The following is a 22,213-nucleotide window of genomic DNA, read 5'->3' as shown; positions in this document are numbered from 1 at the left end:
CGCTGGGTGAGACCCAGATTGCCGCCCTCGCCGACCACCCGGCAGCGCAGCCGCGCCGCCGGAATCCGCACCTCGTCATTGGCCGGGTCGGCGACGGCGGTGTCCGGCTCGTCGCTGCCGCGCACGTAGGTGCCGATGCCGCCATTGAACAGCAGGTCCACCTCGGCACTCAGAATCGCCCGGATCGCCTCGGGTGCGGGCAGTTCCGTCGCGGTGACGCCCAGCCGATCACGCACCTCGGGGGAGAGCGGGATGGTTTTGGCGGTGCGCGGCCAGACGCCGCCGCCCTCCGAGATCAGGGCGCGGTCGTAGTCGGCCCAGCTGCTGCGCTCGAGACCGGCCAGGCGGCGGCGCTCGCCGTGCGACAGCAGCGGATCCGGGTCCGGGTCGAGGAAGATGTGGCGGTGGTCGAAGGCCGCCACCAGCAGAATCCGATCGGTTTCGAGCATGCCGTTGCCGAAGACGTCACCCGACATATCGCCGATGCCCGCCACCGTGAACGGCTGCGCGTCGGCGTCGATGCCCAGCTCGGCCAGATGCTGCCGGATCGAGCACCACACGCCACGCGCGGTAATGCCCAGCGCCTTGTGGTCGTAGCCGCGGGAACCGCCCGAGGCGAACGCGTCGCCGAGCCAGAAACCCCGCGATACCGCAATGCCATTGGCCAGATCGGAGAAGCGCGCGGTGCCCTTGTCCGCCGCGACCACCAGATACGGATCGTGGTCGTCGTACACCACGCAGTGCGCGGGCGGGATCGTCACGCCGTCGACAATATTGTCGGTGACATCGAGCAGGCCGCCGATGAACGCCGAGTACGCCGATTCGACGGTGGCGGGATCGCTTCCGCGCCGGGCCACGAACACGCCCTTCGCGCCGGTCGGCACGATGACCGCGTTCTTGACCGTCTGGGTCTTCATCAGCCCGAGCACCTCGGTGCGGAAATCGTCTCCGCGTTCCGACCAGCGCAAGCCGCCACGGGCGATCGCGCCGCCTCGCACGTGGCTGCCCTCCACATCGGCGGCGTGCACGAAGATCTCGCGATAGGGCGTGACCGGGGCCGAGATCGAGAGCCGGGCCGGATCGACCTTGAATGCGGCCACCGCGCGACCCTGCAGGTACCAGTTGGTGCGCAGCACCGCGGTGCAGAAGGTGTACAGGCCGCGCAGCAGCTGATCCTCCGGCAGCGTGGCCGCGGCCTCCAGCCGTCGCTGCACCGCCGCATCGGCGGCGGCTACCGACCCGGCCCGCCCGGCCGTGCGCGCCGGATCGAACCTGGCGTGGAACAACTCCACGAACGCGCGCACGAATTCGGCATGGGCGGAAAGGATCTCGGTGACCGTGACCTCGCTCAGGCGCAGGCCCACCTGCCGTAGATAGCGGCACGCGGCACGCACCAGGACCACATCCTGCCACGCCAGCCCGGCCGTGCCGACCAACCCGATCAACCCGTCGACCTCCACGGCGGTGTCCACGGCCGCCAGGAACGCGTCCGCGATCAGCTCGGCGGTTCGCTCGTGCAGCAGAAAAGCGGTGGGGCGGAAGGTGAACCGATGCACGGCGCGCAGCTCATCGCCGCTCACCTCATGGGTGATCACCTGCAATCCCAGCGCCGAGAAGACCTCGATCAGCGTGGTGAGAGGCGGCGGCGCGCCATGCCAGACCAATCGCGCCGACGGCAGCTCACCCGCGATCCGCTCGAATTCCAGCCGGGGGACAGCATCGATCCGCTGTTCGTCCAGCGTGCCGGTGCCTGCTCCGCGATGCATCCGTTCAACTCCCTGTGCGCGATCGGTCCATTCGCAGCCAATCTGCCGCATTGAGACCCACCACACAGTGGACGAACCGGCACGCCCACCCCACCCCGATCCGCCGCCCTGTCCATTGCCGGCCGACCCCACGCGGCTGATTGGGGAAGCGTCCATGCCACCCCGGACTGCACCCGGAGAGGGAGCGGAACACGCATCCAGTGGCGACCGCGAGATGCAAGAAATCCGGCGACGTGGTCGGCGTGCCGCCGGACGCTCGCAGCGCGTCGTTCACCGAGTCGTGCGCCTTCGGCCACGCCACGGCCGCTGCTGCAGCCACCCCGTACCCGTCACATCTCGTCGGCTGAATCTCGTCGGAGAGTGATCGCCGGGACCGCCTGATCGCGACATGCGAGCAGATCGGCTGCCGTTGGAGCAGGAGGAACCTCACTGCCTCTACTCCAACGCGCCTGAGCGCCCACCTGATCGGGTCCTTCGGCAGCACAGCGGATTATCATGGGGGCTTCGGGGGGCGTGAATCGCAGGTGACCCACATGGTCGAGGACGACCCCCTCAGAACACACCGGGATATGGATATGGCGGCTCCACCAGTCGCGGAGCTGAGTTCGGTGGGGTTCGAGGATGCAGAGGAGATCGGGCGGGGCGGGTTCGGCGTGGTTTGCCGCTGCACTCAGCGCGACTTGGATCGCGTCGTCGCGGTGAAGGTGCTCACCACCGCTGAGCCGGACGAGGAAAGCAGAGCGCGATTTCTGCGGGAGCAACGCGCGATGGGGCGACTGACCGGCCACCCGAACATCGTGGGGGTTTTGCAGATCGGCGAGATCTCTTCTGGGAGACCATATTTGGTGATGCAGTGCCACGAGCGCGGATCCCTCGAGGACCGGATCCGCAGGGACGGTCCGCTTTCTGTGGACGAGGTGCTGCGGCTCGGGATCAAGGTGGCCGGGGCGCTCGAGACGGCGCACCGGCTCGGCATCGTGCATCGTGACGTCAAACCGGCGAATATCTTGTTCACCGAATACGGGGAGCCGGCGTTGTGCGATTTCGGCGTCGCCCGTATCGCCGGCGGATTCGAGACTACGGCTGGAACGGTGATGGCGTCGCCGGCTTTTGCTGCTCCCGAGGTTCTCGACGGCCATCCGCCCCGTCCAGCGTCGGACGTGTACGGGCTGGGAAGCACGTTGTTCTGTGCGCTCACCGGACATGCCGCTTTCGAACGCCGGAGTGGGGAACAGGTCGTTGCGCAGTTTCTCCGGATCACCACCGATCCGGTGCCGGATCTCCGCACGGGCGGGATCCCCGACGATGTGTGCGCGGCAATCGAGACCGCGATGGACCGCGATCCGTCGCAGCGTCCCTCCGCCATCGCCTTCGGTAAGCAGCTGCAACGCATCCAGCGCGACCATGGTTACTCCGTCGATGAGATGACCATCCGCGGTGAACCCGACAACGTGCAGGAAGCGCACGTACCGGCGCGGGGACAGTGCCGTCGCAGCGGGGATACGGGTGCGCTTCGGTTGGAACTGACAAGCTTCGTCGGTCGGAAGGCACAACTGTCCGAGGTGAAGAAGGCGCTGTCGGAATCGCGTCTGGTGACGCTGACGGGCATCGGTGGGGTCGGCAAGACGCGGCTCGCGGCGCGGGCGGCGAGCAAGTTGCGTCGCAGTTACGCGGACGGGGTGAGATTGGTCGAGTTCGGCGACATCGACGACCCGGAGTTGGTGGACGACATTGTGGCTACTTCCGTCGGCGTGCGGAACCTGGCCGGCAGCCCGACGAGGGAGGTGCTGGTCGAGTTTCTGTCGACACGCAAACTTTTGCTGGTGCTCGACAACTGCGAGCACCTGGTGGAGGCGGTCGCGGTCCTCGCGGAGTCGCTACTGCGTGCCTGCGTGGACCTGTCGATCTTGGCCACCAGCCGCGAGGTCCTCGGAATCGGCGGCGAATCCGTGTTGCCGGTGACGCCACTGGGTTTTCCGGATCCGTCCAGCGTGCCCACGCTGGGAGAAGCGTCCCGATACGATGCGGTGGAATTGTTCGTCGAACGAGCGGCGGCGGTGGTACCCGGGTTCGAGCTGACTCGAGACAACCGGCTTGCCGTTGCCCGGATTTGTGCCCGGCTGGACGGGTTGCCATTGGCGATCGAGCTGGCCACGGCCCGGCTGCGCGTGCTGTCCGCCGATCAGATCCTCCGACGGCTCGACGACCGGTACACCCTGCTCACAGCGGGCAATCGGGATGTCCCGACGCGCCAGCAGACTCTGTGGTGGTGCATCGGCTGGAGTTACGACCTGTGCACACCACGCGAACAGCAGCTGTGGTCGCGACTGTCGATCTTTGCTCACAGCTTCGACCTCGACGCAGCTGAACAGGTGTGCGGCACCGCCGCACCCGACCCCGACCTGCTCGATGCATTGTTCGCGTTGGTGGACAAGTCGATCCTGATCCGGGAGGAATCCCGTGGCGCGGTCAGGTTTCGGATGCTCGACACAGTGCAGAACTACGGCAGGAGAAAGCTCGAGGAGTCAGGTGAGGACCGGGAGATCGGTCGCCGGCATCGGGATTGGTACGAGCGGTTGGCGTTCGACGCGGAGGCCGAGTGGATCAGTCCCCGCCAACTCGAGTGGGATTCTCGCCTGAAGCAGGAACTGCCGAATCTGCGCAGGGCAATGGAGTTCGACGAGGCCGGTGCCGGCGGCATGAGGATCGCGGCAGCTCTGTTCTCGTTCTGGTACATGGGTGGCCGAATCACCGAGGGCCGCAGCTGGCTCGACCGAACTCTGGCCCGCTCGGCCGTTGGACAAGGTCGAGATCGCGCGAAGGCGCTCTACTCGGCCGCGATGCTTGCCGCGGCTCAGGCGGACCTGGCGGCGGCGACAGCGCGGGTGGCAGAACTCAGGGGGCTGGCCAGGCAGGTGGCCGGCCCGGAGATCGCCACCTGGGTGGCAGTTGCCGACGGTTACACCGCGCTTGTCGGCGACGATCTCGGCCATGCAGTCGCCCGTCTGGAGGAGGCCGCAGAACTGGTCACGGGCTGTAGTGATCCCGTATTGCGAATGGACTCTTCCCTATTGCTGGGGTGGGCATACCAACTCGGTGGGGATCTCCGGCGCGCGGTCGCCTGTCACGAGCAGACGCTGGCATTCGCGGACTCTCGCGGAGGAGAGACGTCCTTTCGCTCCTGGCTGTTGTGGGCAATGGGCACGGCCGTGTGGAGGCAGGGTGCGCTCGACCGAGCCACGGACCTGTTGCAGGAGAGCCTTCGTCATGCTCGCTCGGTCGATGATCCGCTCATCGCTGCGACCAGTCTGGAAGCTCTCGCATGGATCGCTTCGGATCGCGACGATGTCCGCCGCGCCGCTGTGTTGATGGGTGCTGCCGAAGCACTGGGCCGGGCCGCAGGTAGCTCCTCGATCCTGTTCCCCAACCTGGCCACCTATCACCGGGCATGCGAGCGCTGCGCACAGGAGACTCTCGGAACACGAGAATTCGAAAAGGCCCGGGAGGAGGGTGGTGCGATGAGTTTCGCCGTGGCCGCTGCCTTCGGCCTCGGAGAAGACCCCCCATCGCTCGCCGACCGACCGGCGATCCTCACCAAACGTGAGCAGCAGATCGCCGAACTGGTAGCCGAAGGCCTCACCAACAGCGCAATCGCTGGTCGATTGATGATCTCACGGCGCACTGCGGAGGGGCACGTCGAGCACATCCTGACGAAGCTGGGTTTCACCTCGCGGGCTCAGATCGCGAGGTGGGTTGGGGCAGGTGCGGGACCACCCTGAGTTCACATGATCGATGTTCGGGCGTTCGTCTCGTCGGCCGGCGACGCATCGACTTCCCACCCGTATCCGGGCTCATGCGCTGTGGTTGATCATGACGTGTTTGGTCCGGGAGAAGTCGTCGAGTGCGTAGAGCGAGAGGTCGCGCCCGTAGCCCGATCCCTTGAACCCGCCCCAGGGCACCTCGCATGCGAACACCAGGTGCGAGTTGACCCAGACAGTGCCGAAGTCGAGCCGCTTGGGCACGCTGAGAGCGAGGCCCACGTCCCGGGTCCATACCGACGCCGAGAGTCCATACGGTGTCTCGTTGGCCCTGGCAACCGCATCGTCGGTGGTGCTGAACGATTCGACCGTGACGACGGGGCCGAAGATTTCCTGCCGGGTGATCGGCGCCCCGGCCGGCACCCCGCTGAACACGGTCGGTTCGATGAAGTAGCCAGGCCCGTCCAGGACCGCGCCGCCGATGGCAGCGTGCAGGCCGGACGCCGTCGCCTCGGCCAACGAGTTCCGTACGCGCTCGAAGTGTGGGCGGGAAACCATAGGACCGATTTCGACGTCGTCCCCGGCGGCCGGCGCGCCGACGACCAGGCTGCCGACTTCCCGAACCAGGAGTTGGGTGAACTCTTCCGCCACCGATTCGTGCACCAGCACCCGGCAGGCTGCGCCGCAGTCCTGGCCCGCATTGCAGAATCCGGCGTTGCGCACTCCGGCCGCGGCCGCACCGAGGTCGGCGTCGGCGAAGACGACGACGGGTGCTTTGCCGCCGAGTTCGAGGTGGACGCGTTTGACCGAACGTGAGGCGGTGTCTGCGACTGCCCGGCCACTGAGAGCGCTTCCCGTCACCGCGACAAGTGCGATGTCGGGGTGTTCGGCCAGGCGCTGTCCTACTGTCCGGCCAAGGCCGGTCACGATATTGACGGTTCCGGCGGGGATGTGTCCGGCGATGAGCTCGGCCAGTTTCAGTATCGACAGCGGCGTCTGTTCGGAGGGCTTGAGCACCACGCTGTTTCCGGCGGCAAGAATGGGGGCGATCTTCCAGGCGGCCATCAGCAGCGGATAGTTCCAGGGCGTGATCACCCCGACCACTCCCACCGGTTCGCGGAGAACGACCGAGGTGTGTCCCTGTACATAGTCTCCACCGGCCAGGGAAGTCATCGTCCGTCCCGCTCCCGCCATGAACCGGAACGTGTCGATGGTATTGGAGACATCGTCCTCGGCGATGCTGCGGGGTTTGCCGGTATTCGCGGACTCGAGCACTGTGAGTACTTCGCGGTTGGCTTCTACGATGTCCGCGATCCGGGAGAGCACCTCGGATCGTTCCTTCGGTGTGGTGCAGCCCCACGATCTCTGAGCCTCGACGGCCGCCTGCACAGCCGAATCGACAGCGTCGATGGTTCCTGCCGGGACGGATCCGAGGATCTCTTCCGTGGTCGGATCGAGGATGTCGATGACTTCCGTGGACGAGCCCTGGACAAACGATCCGCCGATGAAGTGGCCTGCGGGCGGCACGTCAGCGACCGGGATCTGATCCGGAGAGGGACGCCGAACGGTGAATCGCCCAATTTCAGTTGATGCCATGATTATTCGCCTGTACTTTCTGCGCTCGGTCCGGCGCCTGTAGGCAGGTTCTTCGTTTCGGTCGCGTCGCCGAGGCGTCACGTGCGGCGGAACGATTCCTGCGGCGGGCAAGAGCTGTGGCGGTGAAGTAGTAGAGCAGTGAAACGACAGCCAATCCGACGATGAACGAGATGTCTGTGTTGCCGAGCATTTCGGCGATCGGTCCGATGAAGGCGGTTCCGATGATCATGAACGGGAGTTGTACGGCGACGCCGATGAGGTAGCAGCTGACCGCGGGCCAGTTGACCCGGCCGTAGCGGCCGCCGTCGCGCTGGTAAAAATCTTCGACGACGTAGTCCCCATGCCGGACCAGGTAGTAGTCCACCAGATTCACGGCCGTCCACGGGACCAGCGAACCCAGTAGCAGAACCAGGAAGTTCTTGTAGGTGGCGACGAAGTCGCTGCCCCCGCTGAGCGCGATACCCGAGGCCAGCGCGCACAGTCCGGTGGCGACCAGAGCACGTTCGCGGCCGCGTGCATTGAAGCGCGGAAAGATCGTCTGCGCAATCGTGATCGTGCACAGCGTGCCGCAGTACAGGTTCATCGCGTTCGTAGCGGCGACTCCGATGCTGAAGACCACAACCACCACGACGCTGATCCCGGCGGTGGCCTGGGTCAGGGCGACAACCGGGTCGGTGTGGGGGAGCAGCAATCCGATGCCTGCCCCGAGGAACATCGTCAGGATCGAGCCGATGCTGGTGCCCCAGTAGCACATCCAGAATGCCGGCCTCGGGCCCGTCTTCGCCGGCAGGTAGCGCGAATAGTCGGAAACGTATGGGGCATAGGCGATCTGCCACACCGCACACGCCCCGAAGGTGCTCAGGAAGCCGGCCGGCGTCGCGGTGCCCGTGCTGAAGAAGTGAGCGGGCACCGAGTGGACGATGAACGCCCAGACGAACGCCATCAGCAGAACCAGCCCCGACGCCCACGTCATGATGCGCGCGTAGGCGTGGATCAGGGTGTAACCCCAGATGGCCGCGCAGACGCTGATCGCCGCGAGCACCACGATGCCGGCCTTAGCGCTCAGGAAGGGTACGGCTGACGCGAGGGACTCCCCGCCGAAGACAAGAATCGAGACGAAGAACCCGAGGTACATGCAGACGACGACTCCGACGATGAGAATCGATCCCAGCGAACCGAATTGGCCCTTGGTCTGCACCATCTGTGGAACACCCAGCCGCGGCCCCTGAGCAGAGTGCAGCGCCATGAAGATCGCACCGAAGAGATTTCCTGCGATGATCGCCAGCGCGGCCGACCAGGCGGGCTGCCCGAAGAGGGTCGTCGACAACGCCCCGGTAACAACCGCCAGGATCATGATGTTGGTTCCGAACCAGATCGTGAACATGTCCCGGTTGCGCCCGTGGCGCTGGTCGGCCGGGATCGGTTGGATGGTGGCCGATTCGATGAGGGAGACGGATCCTTCACGCCCGCTGTGATTTTCACTCACTGGTGTTGCCTTTCGCAGGCCCCGGGGCAGGTTGGGAGATGGTGGTTCCGGCCGCGACGGGCTCGATCAGCGGATGACGAAGCCGCGCTCGACGACGTCGGCGAGAAGATCGGCGTAGGAATCCATGTCGTCGCGGGCCGGACGCGGTGCCGCGGCATAGGGCATGGCGGCCTTCACGACGGGACTGAGGAAGTACGCGCCTGCCGTCAGCACCGTCAGCGCCTCGAACTGGTCGGGCCGGTGCGCGGCGAGCTCATCGAGAGCGGCTTCGGGGTCCTTGCCAGTGCACGAGGCGACGGCGGCGGCGAAGGCCTCTGCGATATCGGGCCGGTAGCCGAGAACCTGGTCGAGCAACGCGTCGGGTACTCCGGCGCCGCTCGCCGAGGGCATGGAGCCGGACGCGGGAATCAGTGTGTCGGCGAGAAGCGCGAAGGTGCGGCGCTGGCCGGAGTCGAGCATCGTGCTGTCCTTAGAACGCGGTCTGGATGCTGTGGTGGGTTTCGGCGAGGTGCCGCATCGAGCGCAGAGCAATCGCCATGATGGTCGCGGTCGGGTTCACGCCCGTGGAGGTGACGAAGACGCTGCCGTCGATGATGAACAAGTTGGGTACGTCGTGTGCCCGACCCCACTGATCGACGACGGAGGTGGCGGGGTCGGTGCCCATGGTGGCGGTGCCGAGCAGATGCCAGCCGCTGTGGCGTACCACTGGAATCGGGTGGACTTCGACAGCCCCGGCGGCCTGATGCGCCTCGATCGCCCGCTCCACGTTGAATTCGAGCATTCGCTCACAGTTCTCACCGATGGTGTAGCGGATTTTCGCGGCCGGGATCCCGTCGGAGTCTGTGACGTGCGGGGCGAGCACGACCGCGTTGTGCTCGTCGGGCAGGTCTTCGGTGGTGATCCCCCATTCGGTGTAGCGCCCGAACGTGCGCTCGAGGCGGCTGTGGAAGGCGGGTCCGAAACTCCGACGCCAGTCCTGGCCCCGCTCCCACAGGGCGTGGGCGAGCGGGCCACCGGTCGGCATCAGGTTCCACTTCGCTCCCCGCACGAAACCGCGGTCGGTGTCGGTCTCGTAGAACTGCATCGACTGCAGCGCCTGTCCTGCCGGGCCGAGCCAGGTTTCGAGCTCTTCGTCGTAGGCGCCGAATACCGAGGCGTACGGGTGCGTCATCAGACGCTTGCCCACCAGCCCGGAGGAGTTGGCCAGGCCGTCGGGGAAGAGCGACGAGGTCGAGTTCAGCAGCAGGCGCGGTGTGCCCACACCGTTCGCGGCCATCACGGTCACCCGGGCCGCCAGGTGGTGCAGGTTCCCGTCGCGGTCGATGTACTCGGCGCCGGTGACAAGGCCGCGGTCGTTCACGGTGAGCCGGCTGACCCGGGCACCGGTGATCAGCACCGCACCCAGCGCGATCGCGTCACGCCAGTGTGTGAGGTCGGTGCTGGCCTTGGCTCCGGTTGGACATCCGGATTCACACGCGCCGTAGCGCAGACAGGCCGGGCGGTTCTTGAAGTCGCGCGAGGCGATGGCATTCGGTGCCGGCCACCAGTGCCAGCCCAGCTTGTCCATCCCTTTGGCCGCGACCAGCCCGTACTTGCCGATCGGCAGCGGCGGCAGCGGAAAGGAGTGCGGATCCGGATAGGCGGGGTCGCCTTCCAGCCCGGACGCGCCGATATGGAAGGTGACCTCGTCGTAGAACGGTCGCAGATCCTCATAGGTGAACGGCCAGTCCTCGGCCACGCCGTCGAGTGTCCTGACCCGGAAGTCCGACGGCATCGCGCGAACCCAGTGCCCGGAGAACAGGATCGTGCTGCCGCCGACCCCGTTGAACATCAGCGGTTCGACCGGGCTCTCGGTGGCATCGACCGGATAGTCGGCCGGGTTCTGACGCACATTCGGGCTGGAGTTCCACTGCTTGAGACGGGTGAGCTCCCACGACGGTTTGTCGCCGGTGAAGTCGTCGGGCAGGTTCCAGTCTCCCTGCTCCAGACACACGACCTCGAGGCCTCTGCCAGCCAACTCGAGTGCTGCCACCCCGCCGGATGCTCCGGCGCCCACGATGAGGACGTCGGCTCCTTCGGCGGTGTCATAGTCGAGGTGGTGTGTGTTCATCGGCTGTGCTCCTGGTCGGCTCGAGCCCGGCCGAAGCCGGTCGCGCCCATGTCCTTCCCTGGATCGGGGGAGTCACGAAGCAATGATGCGTGGGTCACACCTCGCCCGCCAGCATCGATCCGCAACAAACCGGCGAACCTGTGTTGTGCAAACACACAAGCAGATGACATGCACACGTAACGCGACGTCGTGGCAGCAGCCGGCAGTGGGACTCGCGAGTCCGCGCGGGACAAGTCCTGGTATCAGGTGAAGGCCTTGGCGACGAAGGGGATCGAGTCGGCCTGGGAGGCGAGCACGGTGCCGTTGTGGTCGGTGGGGTAGGTGTGCAGGGTCAGGGGTTGGTGGTCGGCGGTGAGGGTGGCTGCGTAGCGCAGGGTGTTGGGCATGATGATGTTGGTGTCGCGCAGGCCCTGGCCGATGAATACCGGTTTGTCGAAACCTGTTTCGGGCAGGGCGAGGTCGTCGTGCAGCATCCCGGGCGGTAGTTCGCTCAGTGGGCGGGCCAGCAGGTCTTTGAGCGAGACTCCGGCGGCGGTGAGTTCGGTGTACATGTCGTCTCCGCAGATCTGCTGGGCGCGGGTGAACCAGTAGCGGCCGGCGTCGGTCAGGTAGGAGTCGATGTCGAGGTCGGGGTGGCTGGTTTTCAGGCCGTTGAGGACGTAGAGGGTGGCGCGGGTGTTGTAGCCGCTGAGCTTCACCGGCGGGAATGCGGGTCCGGCCGCGCCGATGAGTTCTTCGTTGTAGGCGGGGACTCCGGTGCCGACCGCGCCGCGGTAGTCCAGTTCGCCGCCGCCGAATTCGGTGGCATAGCGGGCGGTGAACATGGCGGCTTCGCCGCCTTGGGATTGACCGACGACGACCCATTTCCGCGACAGGCTGGGATAGTGGCGGGTGGCGGCTCTGACGCCGTCGACGATGTTGGCGGCTTCGACCTTGCCGTTGAGGTAGGGCTGCTCGCCGGGGGTGCCGAGGCCGGCGTAGTCGGAGGCGACGACGGCGTAGCCCTGATCGAGCCAGGTGTCGAGGTAGGCCCAGTCCCGCTCGACTTCGGCGGGTCCGCGCACGGAGTAGGCGCATTGGTCGGCCAGGCCGAGGGTGCCGTGGGCCCAGGCGATGATCGGCCAGCCACCGGGCGGTGGCGGACCGGGCGGGAAGTAGACCGCGCCGCTGGAGGTGGCCGGCGCTCCGCCCGCGGTGGTGGTCGTGTAGATGATGCGGGCGGAGTCGACCGAACCGGGCAGCGTTGCTGCCGGGGCGAGAGGTTCGACGGATTCGACGACGCCGGTTTCGGGTGCGGGGACGGGCGCGGCGGCGGCGGGCACGGCGGGCAGCGCGGCCAGGGTGGCGAGCACGGTCGCGGTGAGCGGCCAGTATGCGGACATCAGGATCGGGTCTCCGGGTGTCGGGGATCAGGCGTGGATCCGGTTGCGGGACAAGGTGTTCAGAGGTGGCGCGCGGTGGCGCCGGGTGGTCGGTGGCTGGTGGGTGTGAAGGCGGTGATGGCGGCGGCGACGCTGTGGGGGTCTTCGATGGGCAGGAAGTGGCCGATGTCGGGGATTTCGGTGAAGCGGGCGCGGGGTGCCAGTTCGGACAGGGCGATGCCCATGGCGATCACGGCGACCGGGTCGGCCGAGCCCCACACGAATTGCACGGGCGCGGACTCCGATTCGGTGATCAGGGCATCGAGCCAGCGTTGCTGGTGCAGGTAGCGTTCGCGCACGTAGGCGTAGGCGTGCGGCAGCCGGTGGTGGCCGTGGCGGTAGGCGAGCAGTTCGGTCATGACCCGCGCGTCCTGGTCGGACAGGCGGTGCGGGCGGGCCATCAACTGCCGCAGCCCGGGCACGTAGCCGGGCAGCATGCCCGCGCACACGTGCACGGCTTCGGGCAGTCGTGAGGGTGTTTCGAGCATGCGCTGGAAGTCGGTGAGCTGGGCGTGGGTTTTGAGGATGCTGCCGTTGAGGAAGGTGGAGCCGGCCACGGTGAACGGCAGGTTCCCGGCGTGTTTGCGCGCGAGGAGTTCGGTGTGCAGGCTCGTGCCCATGTCGTGGGAGATCACGTGGGCTGCGGTGATGTCGAGGGCGGCGGTGACGGCTTCGACGACATCGGCCTGCTGGAACATCGAGTAGCTGTAGTCGAGGGGTTTGTCGGAGAGCCCGAACCCGGGCAGATCGACCGCGACACAGTGGAAGTCGTCGGCGAGCAGCTCCATGGTGTCGCGCCAGTCGAAGCTGGAGGTGGGAAACCCGTGGATGAACAGCAAGGTGGGTGCGCCGCGATGGCCGCGTTCGGTGACGAACACCTCCATGCCGAACGCGTCGACATGGCGGCCGCACGCGCTCCAGACCCGCGCGGCGGCAGACAGATTGGTCGACATTGGATCTCCTGGTCAGGTCGAGGGTTCGGAGAAGGAGCGTGGGTCTGCTGCGGTGTCGGGCAGGGTTCAGCTGTTGGGCCGCCCGCCGCCGCGGACCCACACCCAGGTGCCGGCGAACGCGGCGAGCAGGGCGGGTTTGTTGAGGATCAGCGCGAGGGTGCCCAGCAGCACGACGTTGTTGGCCAGATACACCGGGGCCATGATCAGCACGTGCACCGCACAGAACGCGGTCCACGCCGCGGTCAGGCGCCGGTGTAGCCGCACCCGCGCGGCCGGGTCGGGAACCTCGGCGGGTTCGAAGCGGATCTTGCGGCAGATCGGCAGGGTCAGCGGGGTGGCGGCGGCCAGGCTGAGCGCGAACGCGACCGCGAGGGCGGCGTAGAGGATCAGCGGCGGCAGGAAGAAGTCACGCCCCTCGCCGGTGGTGGCGGCCATGGCCGAGAACACCAGCACGATGGCGGTGGACACGGCCACGACTTTGGGGCGGTCGCCGTGCCGCAGCCGCACCACACCCACGGCCAGCGCGGTCAGGATCGCGGCGACGATACCGACGAGGATGCCGGCCAGCGAGAAGCCGACCACGTAGCCCAGGATCGGGGCGGCACCGTCGACGAGGTGGCGGGCACCGCCCATCTCGCGGATCTTCGCCCACAACGCCCGCGCTCCCGGGCCCGGAGCCGACGCGGGGCCGGGCGCGGGCGGAGTGTGGGGTGAGAGCGGGGTGTTCGGTGCGGGCGGGGTGTCGGGTGCGGGGGGAATTGTCATGTGAGTCAACGCCTTCGATGCGCCGGGGCGGGGCCGGACGGGGTTGGGTGGTGTCGGAGGCCGGGCAGCACGCCGCCGGCGGGTGCGATCACGCGCGCGTTGAGGTCGGTTCAGCATCTGCCGGGCGGAGTGCCGAGCCGCTCGGGCCAGTACCGGCGCACCAGGACCGGGTTGCCGCCGATCCCGCTCGAGGCGACGAGCACCGCGGGGCACGGAACTCGAACTCGCGCACCACGATCCGCGACGACGCGACACCACGCTCGGCGTCGTCTGGTTCCAGGACCGATCCACGGGCCGGCGCGGCGGGGTCAGTCGACCGCGGGGGGCGGGGTTTCGCCGGGGGTGCCCATCGCGGCGGCGGCTTCGGGTCCGCCGAAGCGGGCCACCAGCGCGGCCTGATCGGCCTTGGCGTGCTTGTCGACACCCTCGGTGGTTTCCGGGTCGAGCAAATGGACCAGTTCCGCGGTGAGTTCCGCGACCACCCCGGCGTGGGTGGGGTCGGCGGCCAGGTCCCGGGTCTGATCGGGGTCGTCCACCACGTTGAACAGCTCGGGGTCGTAGCCGACGTAGTGGTGCAGCACATGGTCGCCCTTGCGCAGCAAGAACGCCGCGCTCGGTGCGCCCATGGCGTGGTATTCGCTGAACACCACCCGCTGCGGGTCGGTGGGGCCGGCGGCCAGCTCGCGCAGCGAGCGACCCGGACGCGCGGGCCCCGCCGGGATGACCCCGGCGGCGTCGAGGATCGTCGGGTACAGATCGACGAGGCTGGCGGGGGTGTCGCACACCTGCCCCGCCGAGACGCCGGGCCCGGCCACGATCAGGGGGACGCCGGAGGATTCGGTGTACATCAGCGATTTGCCCCACAGGCCGCGGCTGCCGACCATGTCGCCGTGGTCGCTGGTGTAGACGACCAGCGTGTTGTCGGCCTGGCCGGAGGCGTCGAGGGCGGCGAGAATGCGGCCCAAGTTGTGGTCGAGGTAGGACACCAGCCCGTAATAGGCGGCCGCGGCGCGGCGGCGTTCTTCCTCGGTGTTCGCGTTGTCCAGACCGGGCAGGACTCCGGCAAACGTTTCGACCCACGGGTGGCGGGTGTGCCCGTGTTCGGGGCGCATGGTCGGGACGGGCATCTGCGCCGGGTCGTACATCTCGAAGTACTCCGGCGGCGCGAGGTAGGGGAAGTGCGGGGCCAGCAGCCCGGTGTAGAGCACCCACGGCTCGCCGCTGTCACCGTTGCGGGTGAGCCAGTCGCAGGTGCGGTCGGTGACCGCGGCGTCGTAGCGGGTGTAATCCGATTCCGCGCCACCGGAGATCGACACCATCAGTGGGGCGTTGTCGCGGCGCGGCAGCGGTTCGCGCACCGACCCCCACACCTGCCCGATCCCGTCCTTCAAGTGCATCGGCAGATGCTGGACGTCGAACCCGGTGGGATCGGAGGCGTTGCGGTAGTGCAGTTTCCCGATCGATTCGACACGGCGGCCTGCGCGTTGGAGCTGGTGGCCCCAGCCCTCGACGGCGCCGTCGTAGCCCATCGCGTTGTCCCAGTACCCGGTCTGATGCGGGTACAGCCCGGTCGCGAACGACGCCCGCGACGGCACGCAGATCGGGCTGGGGCAGTAGGCGTTGGTGAAGCGGGTGCCGCGCGCGGCGAGCGCGTCCATGTTCGGGGTGTGGATGAGCGGATTGCCGGCGGCGCCGAGGATTTTCGGGTTGTGCTGGTCGGACATGACGACCAGCACGTTCATCGGCTGTTCGGACATGGTGTGTCCCCTTTCGGTGGGGTGGCCGGACGGGGTTGCCGTCGGCCGGGTGGATGTGGGTGGGGTGGTCAGGCGGCGACGCGGAAACCGGTGTTGCCGCTCGAGGAATCGGGGGAGTTCTGGATCCGCGCCGCGACCCGGTAGCGGTTGCAGTAGCTGTCGTGGCACAGATAGGACCCGCCGCGCAGCACATACGACTCGCCGGCGGCGGGCCCGTGCGGATCGACGACCAGACCGGCGGAGTGCTGGGCGGACCAGTGATCGGCGCACCATTCCCACACATTGCCGACCATCTGATACAGCCCGAAAGCGTTGGGCGCGAACGCCTCCACCGGTGCGGTCCCCGCATACCCGTCGGCGGCGGTGTTGTGGGTGGGGAAGCGGCCACGGAAGATGTTGGCGCGGTAGCGGCCCTCGTCCTCGGGTTCGTCGCCCCACGGGTAGCGGGCATGGTCGAGACCGCCGCGCGCGGCGTACTCCCATTCGGCCTCGGTCGGCAACCGCACCCCGGCCCATGCGCAGTAGGCCTGCGCGTCGCGCCAGGACACGTGCACCACCGGATGATCGGCGCGGGCCTCGATATGACTGCCGGGGCCTTCCGGAGCCCACCAGGTCGCCCCCGGCACCGCGCACCACCACGGTGTCGGGTCGGGGCGGTGGGCGTTGCGGCGCAACACCGCGGGCAGGAACCCGGCGAACACATACGACCAGCCGAACCGTTCGGCGTCGGTGAGATACCCCGTCGCCGTGGCGAATTGGGCGAACTCGGCGTTGGTGACGGTGTGGGCGGCGATCGCGAACCGCGACACCCGCACCGGCCGCACCGGCCCCTCCCCATCGGCCCGATAACAATCGCTGTCCTCGCTGCCCATCCAGAACTGCCCACCCGGCAGCCGGACCAGCGCCGACTCCACCCCGGCGACCTGCGCGGGCACGGTGAGCGGCGCGGCCGCGGGCACGACGGTGTCGGGGCGAGACGGCGCGCAGCAGGATCCGCCAGTCTCGCGGTCGGGGTTGTGGTCGGGTGTGGGTGGGTGCATGGCGGGTTCTCCTTCCCGGAAGCGGTTCACAGGCCGAGGCCCAGGGTGGCGGTGGTCGCGGCGAGGGCGAGAGCGGTCGCGACGGCGGCGATCACCGGGCCGATCCGGTGCGGGCGCCGCGCCCGCAATGCGAGATTGCGGCGGTAGCAGCAGGTCGCGGTGACCGCGAGCGCGGCCACCGCCGCCGCGGTCATGGTGAACGCGACCGTGGCCGCGGTCACCGCGGCGTGGGCCAGCACCGCCATCGCGAGCACCGACGAGAGCGCGGTGCGCCGCCACGCCAGCGCGGTGCGTTCGACCGCCAGCCCGGCGTCGGCCGGCCAAGACCCCGCCGTGCTCACGACACCAGCACCGCGACGCCCGCGGCCAGCGCGACCACGCTGACCCCGACCGCGAGCACCGGCACCAGCGCCGACCCGGGTAGGTGCTCGCCGCGCGTCATGGCGGCTTCGACGCGTTTCCACTGCCGGTGCGCGCACGCCGCGATCGCCACCGCCAAACCGGCACACGCCGCGGCGACAGCGCGCCGGAACCCCGAGGTCGAGAACTGCTCGGCCAGGGTCTGCACCGCCACCCCACCGGCCAGCAACCCCAGCGCCGTGCGGATCCATGCCAGGAAGGTGCGCTCGTTGGCCAGGCTGAACCGGTAGTCGATCGGCCCGGCGTGCTCGCCGGCGGTCTCGGCCGGGTGGGGTGGGCCACCGGTTTCGGTGGCCTGTTCGCTGGTGGGGCTGTGCACGTCGTTCGTTCCTCGCTCGGTCGCGATCCAACACTCAACCCCCTGTTAGACATCATGCCTAAAAGTCGACATCGTGTCTACTAACCTATGGAAGTTCACAGAATCGGCGGGCACCGCGGACCGAACAGAGAACCGCAAGCGGCGGCCCGGGCACCAGCTGACCCGCACAGGCACGGGCGAAGAACTCCGGATCGACGCGCAGTTCGGTAGCGTGAGCCGCCGCGCGGGCGGCGAAGAATTCCCGAGCCCCGCCACAGTGGCGGATCCGGCGGATGCGGTGAGCCAGGGTGCGATGCGGTGGCGCCACTTCCAGTACCAGGTGTTGCCCGAACTCGACTCACACCCGGCGACATTGCGGATGACCGAACGCAACTGATGCCGTTCTCGGGACGATTCCGGCCGAGAGCGTCACCCCACCTGTGGGCGTGGCGGTCAGGCCGAGGCAAAGGCGACTCGAACGCACCGATCACCTGGTCGGTCAACTCCGGGTTCGAGTCCCCTCCGCAGTCGGCGGTGCGGGTGGCCGGGGTGTCGGATGCCGCTCGCCGGCTAGGGAGTCAGTGAGCGCCGCAGGTCGTTGCAGTAGTGGGCGAAGGTCACGCTCATGTCGATGCTGGGGTCGATCAGCCATTGCGACTCGAGGCCGTCGATGACGGCGATGATCAGTCCGGCGATCTGGGGGACCTCGGCATCGGCGCGAACCTGGCCTTGTTCGATACCGCGCCGCACAGCGGATTCCATCACCGACCGCATGAACGCGAGCCGCAGCGTGACCCATTCGAAGGCGGGATGGTTCGGCCCGGTCGCTTCGGCCGCGGTCAGGTGTGCCAGGCGGATCACATTGCGATTGTTCTCGTTGTTCGCGATCACCCGGGTCAGGAAGGTCAGCAGGTCCTCGAATGTCATCGATTGCAGGTCTTCCGGGCGTGTGCCGGTCGCCTGCAGATCCTGCAGGTCGCGTGCTCCCAGCACAGCCTGCAGGAGTGCGGCCTTGCTCGGGAAGTGGTGCAGCAGACCCGACTGGGATATGCCCGCCTCAGCGGCGATTTTGGCCAACGAGCCGCCCCGGAACCCGTGCTGGGCGAAATGCTCGAACGCCACCTCGACGATCCTGGTGCGTGCGGCCTCTCCGGAACGTTGCGCGAAATCGGTTGTCGCCATGAATCAAGACCCTAGGACACCCGTCGCGACGGGCCCGATCTCATTTTCCCGGCACCTTCGATGCGGTGCGTCCGATATATGAGCTCGGTGTCGATTCCGGCCGGTGCAACCTCTGAGTGACCTGTGCTCATTCCTGTCGTCCTCGCTCTGCCACGTTCCAGCGAACTTCACCTGGTCACGATGTGGGTTGCCAGACCAATGTCGCGGTCGCTCCGGCCCGCAGCGTGTAGGTGACTCGGCGTCGGGACTCGGCGAGCGTGAACGTGTGGTCGGCGCCGTCGTTGGCGGTGACCACCAGCACGCGGCTGCGGTCGGGATTCTCGAATGCGACCCCCTCGAGTCCGCACATCGATCCCGACACCGGGGTGGTGAGACACGAGCTGGGGGAGGTCGAGGCGATCTGCTTGGCGCCGGGGCGGATGAACTTGCTGAAGTGCGCCAGTGCCCAGTAATCGGAGGTGAAGGTGTAGTCGTGGGTGTCGGTGTTCACGGTGACCGGCGCGATGCAGTCCTGCCCCGCATATTCTCCGACGATGCCGCGGCAGCCGTTGCCCATCTTGGGACCGTTGTTCTGATCCAGCACCGCATTCCACAGCTGTATGCCATTGGCTCCGGCGCGCAGCGCGCGGATCATCATCTGCTGTGGATCGACATTGCTGAGCTTGCTCGAGCATTCGGTCACCAGTTGGGTCATCTCTGGATAGACCCGGTGCTGGATGCCGATGCTCGACGGATCGGTCAGGTAGCAGTGGTAGGCGAATCCGGCGGTCTGCGGGCGCGCCACCGACATGACTGCCGGAATGTAGACCTCTGAGCGTTGGAATCCGTCGTCGTAGGTGAGCACACTCGTCGACAACCCGGCCGCGGCCAGGGCGGGCGAGAGATGATCGCGAATCAGGATGCCCTGCTGGATGGGATCGAGGTAACTCTCGGGGATCCCCACGACGAAGGCCAATGGCGTCGTCGGCTCGTTCTGCACGCCGAGGTAGTTGATCTCGATGCCCTGGTCGCGGTACGCCTGAATGAACTTGACCAGGTAGCGGGCGTACGCGCCGTAGTATTCCGGTTTCAGATGGCCGAGCGGGCCGGAGGTGGTGACCAGAGCGTCATCGGTCTTCATCCACGCGGGTGGGGTCCACGGGTTGGCCATCACGGTCATGCCCGGATTCACGGTGAGCGCTTCGCGGATCTCAGGGATCGCGTACTGCATGTCTCGGTCGATGGAGAAATCCCTCAACTCCGGGTCCGCGCCGCCGGGCGGCTGATCATCAGGAGTGGCGAGCTCGCCCACCACGTAATCCGTCGCGCCGATCGGAATCCGCAAGAACGACAGGCCGATTCCTTCGGTGGGGGAGAACAGCGCGCGAACGACTTTCTCGCGCAACGATTCCGGGAGTTCGTCCCGGAGCAGGTACGCCGAGGTCTCGGTCATTGCGACACCGAATCCGGCGGTCAGGGTCTGTCCTGTCACTGCCGGATCGACGTCTATCCGTTCACCGGTGGGGCCCGAGGCTTCGACGAACTCGAGCTCGGGCTGGGGCGCGAGGGTCGTGTCCAGGTTTCGGGTCGTCAGGTATACCGCGACTTTCGAACCGGCCTGCTCCGCCGTGGCGGTGGCGACCGGCATACCCGCGGCCATTGCGATCACCGACCCCAGCGTCATCGCGCGGATCCACGCCCACTGCGTGCGAGTCGCCCGGCTCATCCGACCGATCGATCCGGCTCTCATCCATTCCTCGCTCTGATCGCGTCGGCGCGGTCTGCGACCGACGCGCTGAGCATACCGATCACTCGGTCGGTCAGCTACGGTTCGGGCAGGTCGTCGTCCGCAGTCCCCCGATGTGCAGGTCGGATGGCAGGCCGGTCAGGAAGGGCGTACAGGGGGAAGATCGTCGAAGCCCGAGGCCCAGTAGCGGCCGCGCAGGGACAGTTTGAGCAGTTCGTCGGTGATCTCTTCGGCGGACTGTGGCATGCCTTGCTCGAGCCACCAGGCCATCACCTGAATCATTTCCCCGACCCAGGCGCGGGCGAGCATGTCGGCGGGGATGCGCAGCTCGACGCCCGCGGCGGCGGCGCGGGCGGCGAACACGGTGGCGGTAGTGGTGGCACGGTCCTCGACGAAGCGGCGCAGCGCGCGCCCGTCGCCTTCCCCGCGGAGCACCACCCGGTAGGCGTCGCGTTCCTCGGCGGCGTGGCGGAACAGCTCCAGCACCGGTTTGCCGGTGAACCCCTTCACCGAGTTCGCCACCAGCGGCTGCAGCCGCCGCTGCATTTCCTCGATCAGCTCGGTAACCACCGCGTCGAGCAGGGCGTCCTTGTCGGTGTAGTGGCCGTAGAAGGTGGCCCGGCTCAAATCGGCGCGTTCGGTGATGTCTTCCACGGTAACCGCCGCGAAGCCGTGCTCGAGAACCAGCGCCACGAACGCCTCCCGCAACAGGCGGCGACTGCGACGGCTGCGGCGATCTTCGGATACCACCAGGACCCCTTCCGGCTGCCCAACAATGATTGACATCATATCGGAAATGGACACCAAGGATGAAGACAGACGATGTGTCCAATAGCAGCCCCGGTGACAGCCAACGTGGACGGGAAGGGGGCGGACCGCCTTGGCACGCACCGGATGCTCGCGGGGTCGCGCACCCAACTCCAGATCTAGTCGTTGTGTGCGTTAGTAGATCTGAAATCTACTAGTAGACATGGTGTAGGAGAACGTGTAGTTTCGAGTCCGTTCTGAGACCCACGTCACTCCCTCACGTGGTTGTGGCTCAGGGCATCCAGTGGGGCAGGAGATGCGCACGCTGTGCTCGGGCAGCTCACAGACCGCTTCCTCCGCCGCCCCTGGCGGGCCCCGACGGCCCTCGTCGCTTCCCTCGCGAGTGACCGTCGGGCCCGCCCCGGCACCGTGATTGAGGAAAACCGATGAAACCCAGCCGATACGTCCTGACCGCGCTGATGGCCGCCGCGAGCATCGAACTCGCCACCGCCACCGTCGTCCACGCCGACCCCGCGCCCGCTCCGGCGTCCGCGCCGGTGCACTACCGCGCGGGCGTGGACGGCACCGACATCGTTGCGACGTTGGATCAGGGCAGCTTCGCCGACTCCGGCGACGGGCACGCGGTGACGGTGCGCGACGCCGCTGCGCAGACCCTCGACACCATCCCGTTGTCCTACACCCTTGCCGATGCCGCACACGCGATCCGCCGCCAGATCTCGCCGGACGGGCGCACCCTGCGCCTGACCCCGGACGCCAGCGGCATCGACGCGGCCGCGCTCAAACCGGTCGCCTCGCCGGTCGAGAACCAGCTCGCGATGAACGACCTGATCAACAGCGTCAGCATCGGCACCTCCATCGGCAGCCTCGTCGGCACCGTCATCGGCGCCACCGTCGGTATCGGTATCGGCTTCGCGCTGGCCGGGGCGTCGTGCGTAGTGCTGTCGCTGGGCTGCGTCGTCGCGGTACTGCCCATCGTGGCCCTGGTCGGCGGCATCGGCGGCATCGCCGGGCTCGCGGTCGGCGGCGGTCCTACCGCCGCCTACTCCCTCTACCAGTACGTGCAGACCCTGCAGGCCGCGCCGGGCACCTCCCAGTACGGCGACTACTACCACAACCGCCAACAGCAGACCCCCGCCCCCGCAGACGCACCCCGCTAAACCGCACCAC

The 22,213-nt window shown here is 67.6% G+C and carries 19 protein-coding genes; 4 read left to right on the top strand and 15 right to left on the bottom strand.

Annotated features, from left to right (window positions below; all coding sequences use genetic code 11):
* Nucleotides 1–1,766 (bottom strand): NAD-glutamate dehydrogenase domain-containing protein (locus ACFXN1_RS40725; RefSeq protein ID WP_379463868.1); only part of this gene is annotated, 1,766 nt, incomplete at its 3' end.
* 200 nt (nucleotides 1,767–1,966) lie between these two features.
* Between ACFXN1_RS40725 and ACFXN1_RS40720 the strand changes: the two genes are divergently transcribed.
* Together ACFXN1_RS40720 and ACFXN1_RS40715 are read left to right on the top strand one after the other, a co-directional pair.
* On the top strand, nucleotides 1,967–2,113 hold the full coding sequence (locus ACFXN1_RS40720; protein WP_379437364.1) for a hypothetical protein: 147 nt from the start codon (nucleotides 1,967–1,969) through the stop codon (nucleotides 2,111–2,113).
* Between the two features lie 228 nt (nucleotides 2,114–2,341).
* Nucleotides 2,342–5,545: a protein kinase gene (locus tag ACFXN1_RS40715; protein WP_379437366.1), complete on the top strand. Its 3,204-nt coding sequence runs from the start codon at nucleotides 2,342–2,344 to the stop codon at nucleotides 5,543–5,545.
* Between the two features lie 72 nt (nucleotides 5,546–5,617).
* Here ACFXN1_RS40715 and ACFXN1_RS40710 read toward each other — a convergent pair whose 3' ends face one another.
* The 11 genes from ACFXN1_RS40710 to ACFXN1_RS40660 form a co-directional block, all read right to left on the bottom strand.
* Nucleotides 5,618–7,120 carry an aldehyde dehydrogenase family protein gene (locus tag ACFXN1_RS40710; protein WP_379437367.1) on the bottom strand — a complete coding sequence of 501 codons (1,503 nt, stop codon included), beginning with the start codon at nucleotides 7,118–7,120 and terminating at the stop codon, nucleotides 5,618–5,620.
* Nucleotides 7,107–8,606 carry a purine-cytosine permease family protein gene (locus ACFXN1_RS40705; protein WP_379437369.1) on the bottom strand — a complete coding sequence of 500 codons (1,500 nt, stop codon included), beginning with the start codon at nucleotides 8,604–8,606 and terminating at the stop codon, nucleotides 7,107–7,109. The genes ACFXN1_RS40710 and ACFXN1_RS40705 overlap by 14 nt, the downstream gene beginning before the upstream one ends.
* 66 nt (nucleotides 8,607–8,672) lie before the next feature.
* Nucleotides 8,673–9,065, bottom strand: coding sequence for a hypothetical protein (locus ACFXN1_RS40700; protein ID WP_379437370.1), 393 nt, complete (start codon nucleotides 9,063–9,065; stop codon nucleotides 8,673–8,675).
* A 10-nt stretch (nucleotides 9,066–9,075) separates the two neighbouring features.
* Entirely contained in the window at nucleotides 9,076–10,716 is a 1,641-nt protein-coding gene (locus ACFXN1_RS40695) for a GMC family oxidoreductase (RefSeq protein WP_379437372.1), read from the bottom strand.
* A gap of 242 nt (nucleotides 10,717–10,958) precedes the next feature.
* On the bottom strand, nucleotides 10,959–12,098 hold the full coding sequence (locus ACFXN1_RS40690) for a lipase family protein (RefSeq protein ID WP_379437373.1): 1,140 nt from the start codon (nucleotides 12,096–12,098) through the stop codon (nucleotides 10,959–10,961).
* Nucleotides 12,099–12,157: 59 nt separating this feature from the next.
* A complete protein-coding gene (locus ACFXN1_RS40685) occupies nucleotides 12,158–13,090 on the bottom strand; it encodes an alpha/beta fold hydrolase (protein ID WP_379437375.1) in 933 nt (310 codons plus the stop codon).
* A gap of 66 nt (nucleotides 13,091–13,156) precedes the next feature.
* Nucleotides 13,157–13,855 carry a DUF3159 domain-containing protein gene (locus ACFXN1_RS40680; RefSeq protein ID WP_379437376.1) on the bottom strand — a complete coding sequence of 233 codons (699 nt, stop codon included), beginning with the start codon at nucleotides 13,853–13,855 and terminating at the stop codon, nucleotides 13,157–13,159.
* A 308-nt stretch (nucleotides 13,856–14,163) separates the two neighbouring features.
* The gene (locus ACFXN1_RS40675; protein ID WP_379437378.1) at nucleotides 14,164–15,612 is read right to left on the bottom strand and encodes a sulfatase-like hydrolase/transferase; all 1,449 of its coding nucleotides are present in this window, start codon (nucleotides 15,610–15,612) and stop codon (nucleotides 14,164–14,166) included.
* 68 nt (nucleotides 15,613–15,680) lie between these two features.
* Nucleotides 15,681–16,652, bottom strand: coding sequence for a formylglycine-generating enzyme family protein (locus tag ACFXN1_RS40670; RefSeq protein ID WP_379437380.1), 972 nt, complete (start codon nucleotides 16,650–16,652; stop codon nucleotides 15,681–15,683).
* A 26-nt stretch (nucleotides 16,653–16,678) separates the two neighbouring features.
* Nucleotides 16,679–16,993 (bottom strand): hypothetical protein, encoded by a 315-nt coding sequence (locus ACFXN1_RS40665; protein WP_379437381.1) that lies wholly within the window; start codon nucleotides 16,991–16,993, stop codon nucleotides 16,679–16,681.
* A complete protein-coding gene (locus tag ACFXN1_RS40660) occupies nucleotides 16,990–17,307 on the bottom strand; it encodes a YidH family protein (RefSeq protein WP_379437449.1) in 318 nt (105 codons plus the stop codon). The genes ACFXN1_RS40665 and ACFXN1_RS40660 overlap by 4 nt, the downstream gene beginning before the upstream one ends.
* 157 nt (nucleotides 17,308–17,464) lie before the next feature.
* Here ACFXN1_RS40660 and ACFXN1_RS40655 point away from each other — a divergent pair, with 157 nt between their 5' ends.
* The gene (locus ACFXN1_RS40655) at nucleotides 17,465–17,767 is read left to right on the top strand and encodes a hypothetical protein (RefSeq protein ID WP_379437382.1); all 303 of its coding nucleotides are present in this window, start codon (nucleotides 17,465–17,467) and stop codon (nucleotides 17,765–17,767) included.
* Nucleotides 17,768–17,940: 173 nt separating this feature from the next.
* Here the strand turns inward: ACFXN1_RS40655 and ACFXN1_RS40650 are convergent, their stop codons facing one another.
* The 3 genes from ACFXN1_RS40650 to ACFXN1_RS40640 form a co-directional block, all read right to left on the bottom strand.
* Nucleotides 17,941–18,552, bottom strand: coding sequence for a TetR/AcrR family transcriptional regulator (locus ACFXN1_RS40650; RefSeq protein ID WP_379437384.1), 612 nt, complete (start codon nucleotides 18,550–18,552; stop codon nucleotides 17,941–17,943).
* 175 nt (nucleotides 18,553–18,727) lie between these two features.
* A complete protein-coding gene (locus tag ACFXN1_RS40645; RefSeq protein WP_379437386.1) occupies nucleotides 18,728–20,257 on the bottom strand; it encodes a glycoside hydrolase family 30 beta sandwich domain-containing protein in 1,530 nt (509 codons plus the stop codon).
* 159 nt (nucleotides 20,258–20,416) lie between these two features.
* Nucleotides 20,417–21,028: a TetR/AcrR family transcriptional regulator gene (locus ACFXN1_RS40640; RefSeq protein WP_379437387.1), complete on the bottom strand. Its 612-nt coding sequence runs from the start codon at nucleotides 21,026–21,028 to the stop codon at nucleotides 20,417–20,419.
* 443 nt (nucleotides 21,029–21,471) lie between these two features.
* Between ACFXN1_RS40640 and ACFXN1_RS40635 the strand changes: the two genes are divergently transcribed.
* On the top strand, nucleotides 21,472–22,203 hold the full coding sequence (locus ACFXN1_RS40635) for a hypothetical protein (protein WP_379437389.1): 732 nt from the start codon (nucleotides 21,472–21,474) through the stop codon (nucleotides 22,201–22,203).
* Nucleotides 22,204–22,213: the final 10 nt, after the last annotated feature.

Origin of the sequence: Nocardia sp. NPDC059154, assembly GCF_042755705.1 — a bacterium.
Taxonomy (GTDB): Bacteria; Actinomycetota; Actinomycetes; order Mycobacteriales; family Mycobacteriaceae; genus Nocardia.
This window is presented reverse-complemented; position numbering and strand designations above follow the sequence as displayed.

Excerpts from the sequence above, each read along its gene's own strand:
- ACFXN1_RS40715 (WP_379437366.1), top strand. The coding sequence starts at position 2,342 with ATGGCGGCTCCACCAGTCGCGGAGCTGAGTTCGGTGGGGTTCGAGGAT.
- ACFXN1_RS40710 (WP_379437367.1), bottom strand. The coding sequence starts at position 7,120 with ATGGCATCAACTGAAATTGGGCGATTCACCGTTCGGCGTCCCTCTCCG.
- ACFXN1_RS40700 (WP_379437370.1), bottom strand. The coding sequence starts at position 9,065 with ATGCTCGACTCCGGCCAGCGCCGCACCTTCGCGCTTCTCGCCGACACA.
- ACFXN1_RS40695 (WP_379437372.1), bottom strand. The coding sequence starts at position 10,716 with ATGAACACACACCACCTCGACTATGACACCGCCGAAGGAGCCGACGTC.
- ACFXN1_RS40690 (WP_379437373.1), bottom strand. The coding sequence starts at position 12,098 with ATGTCCGCATACTGGCCGCTCACCGCGACCGTGCTCGCCACCCTGGCC.
- ACFXN1_RS40685 (WP_379437375.1), bottom strand. The coding sequence starts at position 13,090 with ATGTCGACCAATCTGTCTGCCGCCGCGCGGGTCTGGAGCGCGTGCGGC.
- ACFXN1_RS40680 (WP_379437376.1), bottom strand. The coding sequence starts at position 13,855 with ATGACAATTCCCCCCGCACCCGACACCCCGCCCGCACCGAACACCCCG.
- ACFXN1_RS40675 (WP_379437378.1), bottom strand. The coding sequence starts at position 15,612 with ATGTCCGAACAGCCGATGAACGTGCTGGTCGTCATGTCCGACCAGCAC.
- ACFXN1_RS40670 (WP_379437380.1), bottom strand. The coding sequence starts at position 16,652 with ATGCACCCACCCACACCCGACCACAACCCCGACCGCGAGACTGGCGGA.
- ACFXN1_RS40650 (WP_379437384.1), bottom strand. The coding sequence starts at position 18,552 with ATGGCGACAACCGATTTCGCGCAACGTTCCGGAGAGGCCGCACGCACC.
- ACFXN1_RS40645 (WP_379437386.1), bottom strand. The coding sequence starts at position 20,257 with ATGAGCCGGGCGACTCGCACGCAGTGGGCGTGGATCCGCGCGATGACG.
- ACFXN1_RS40635 (WP_379437389.1), top strand. The coding sequence starts at position 21,472 with ATGAAACCCAGCCGATACGTCCTGACCGCGCTGATGGCCGCCGCGAGC.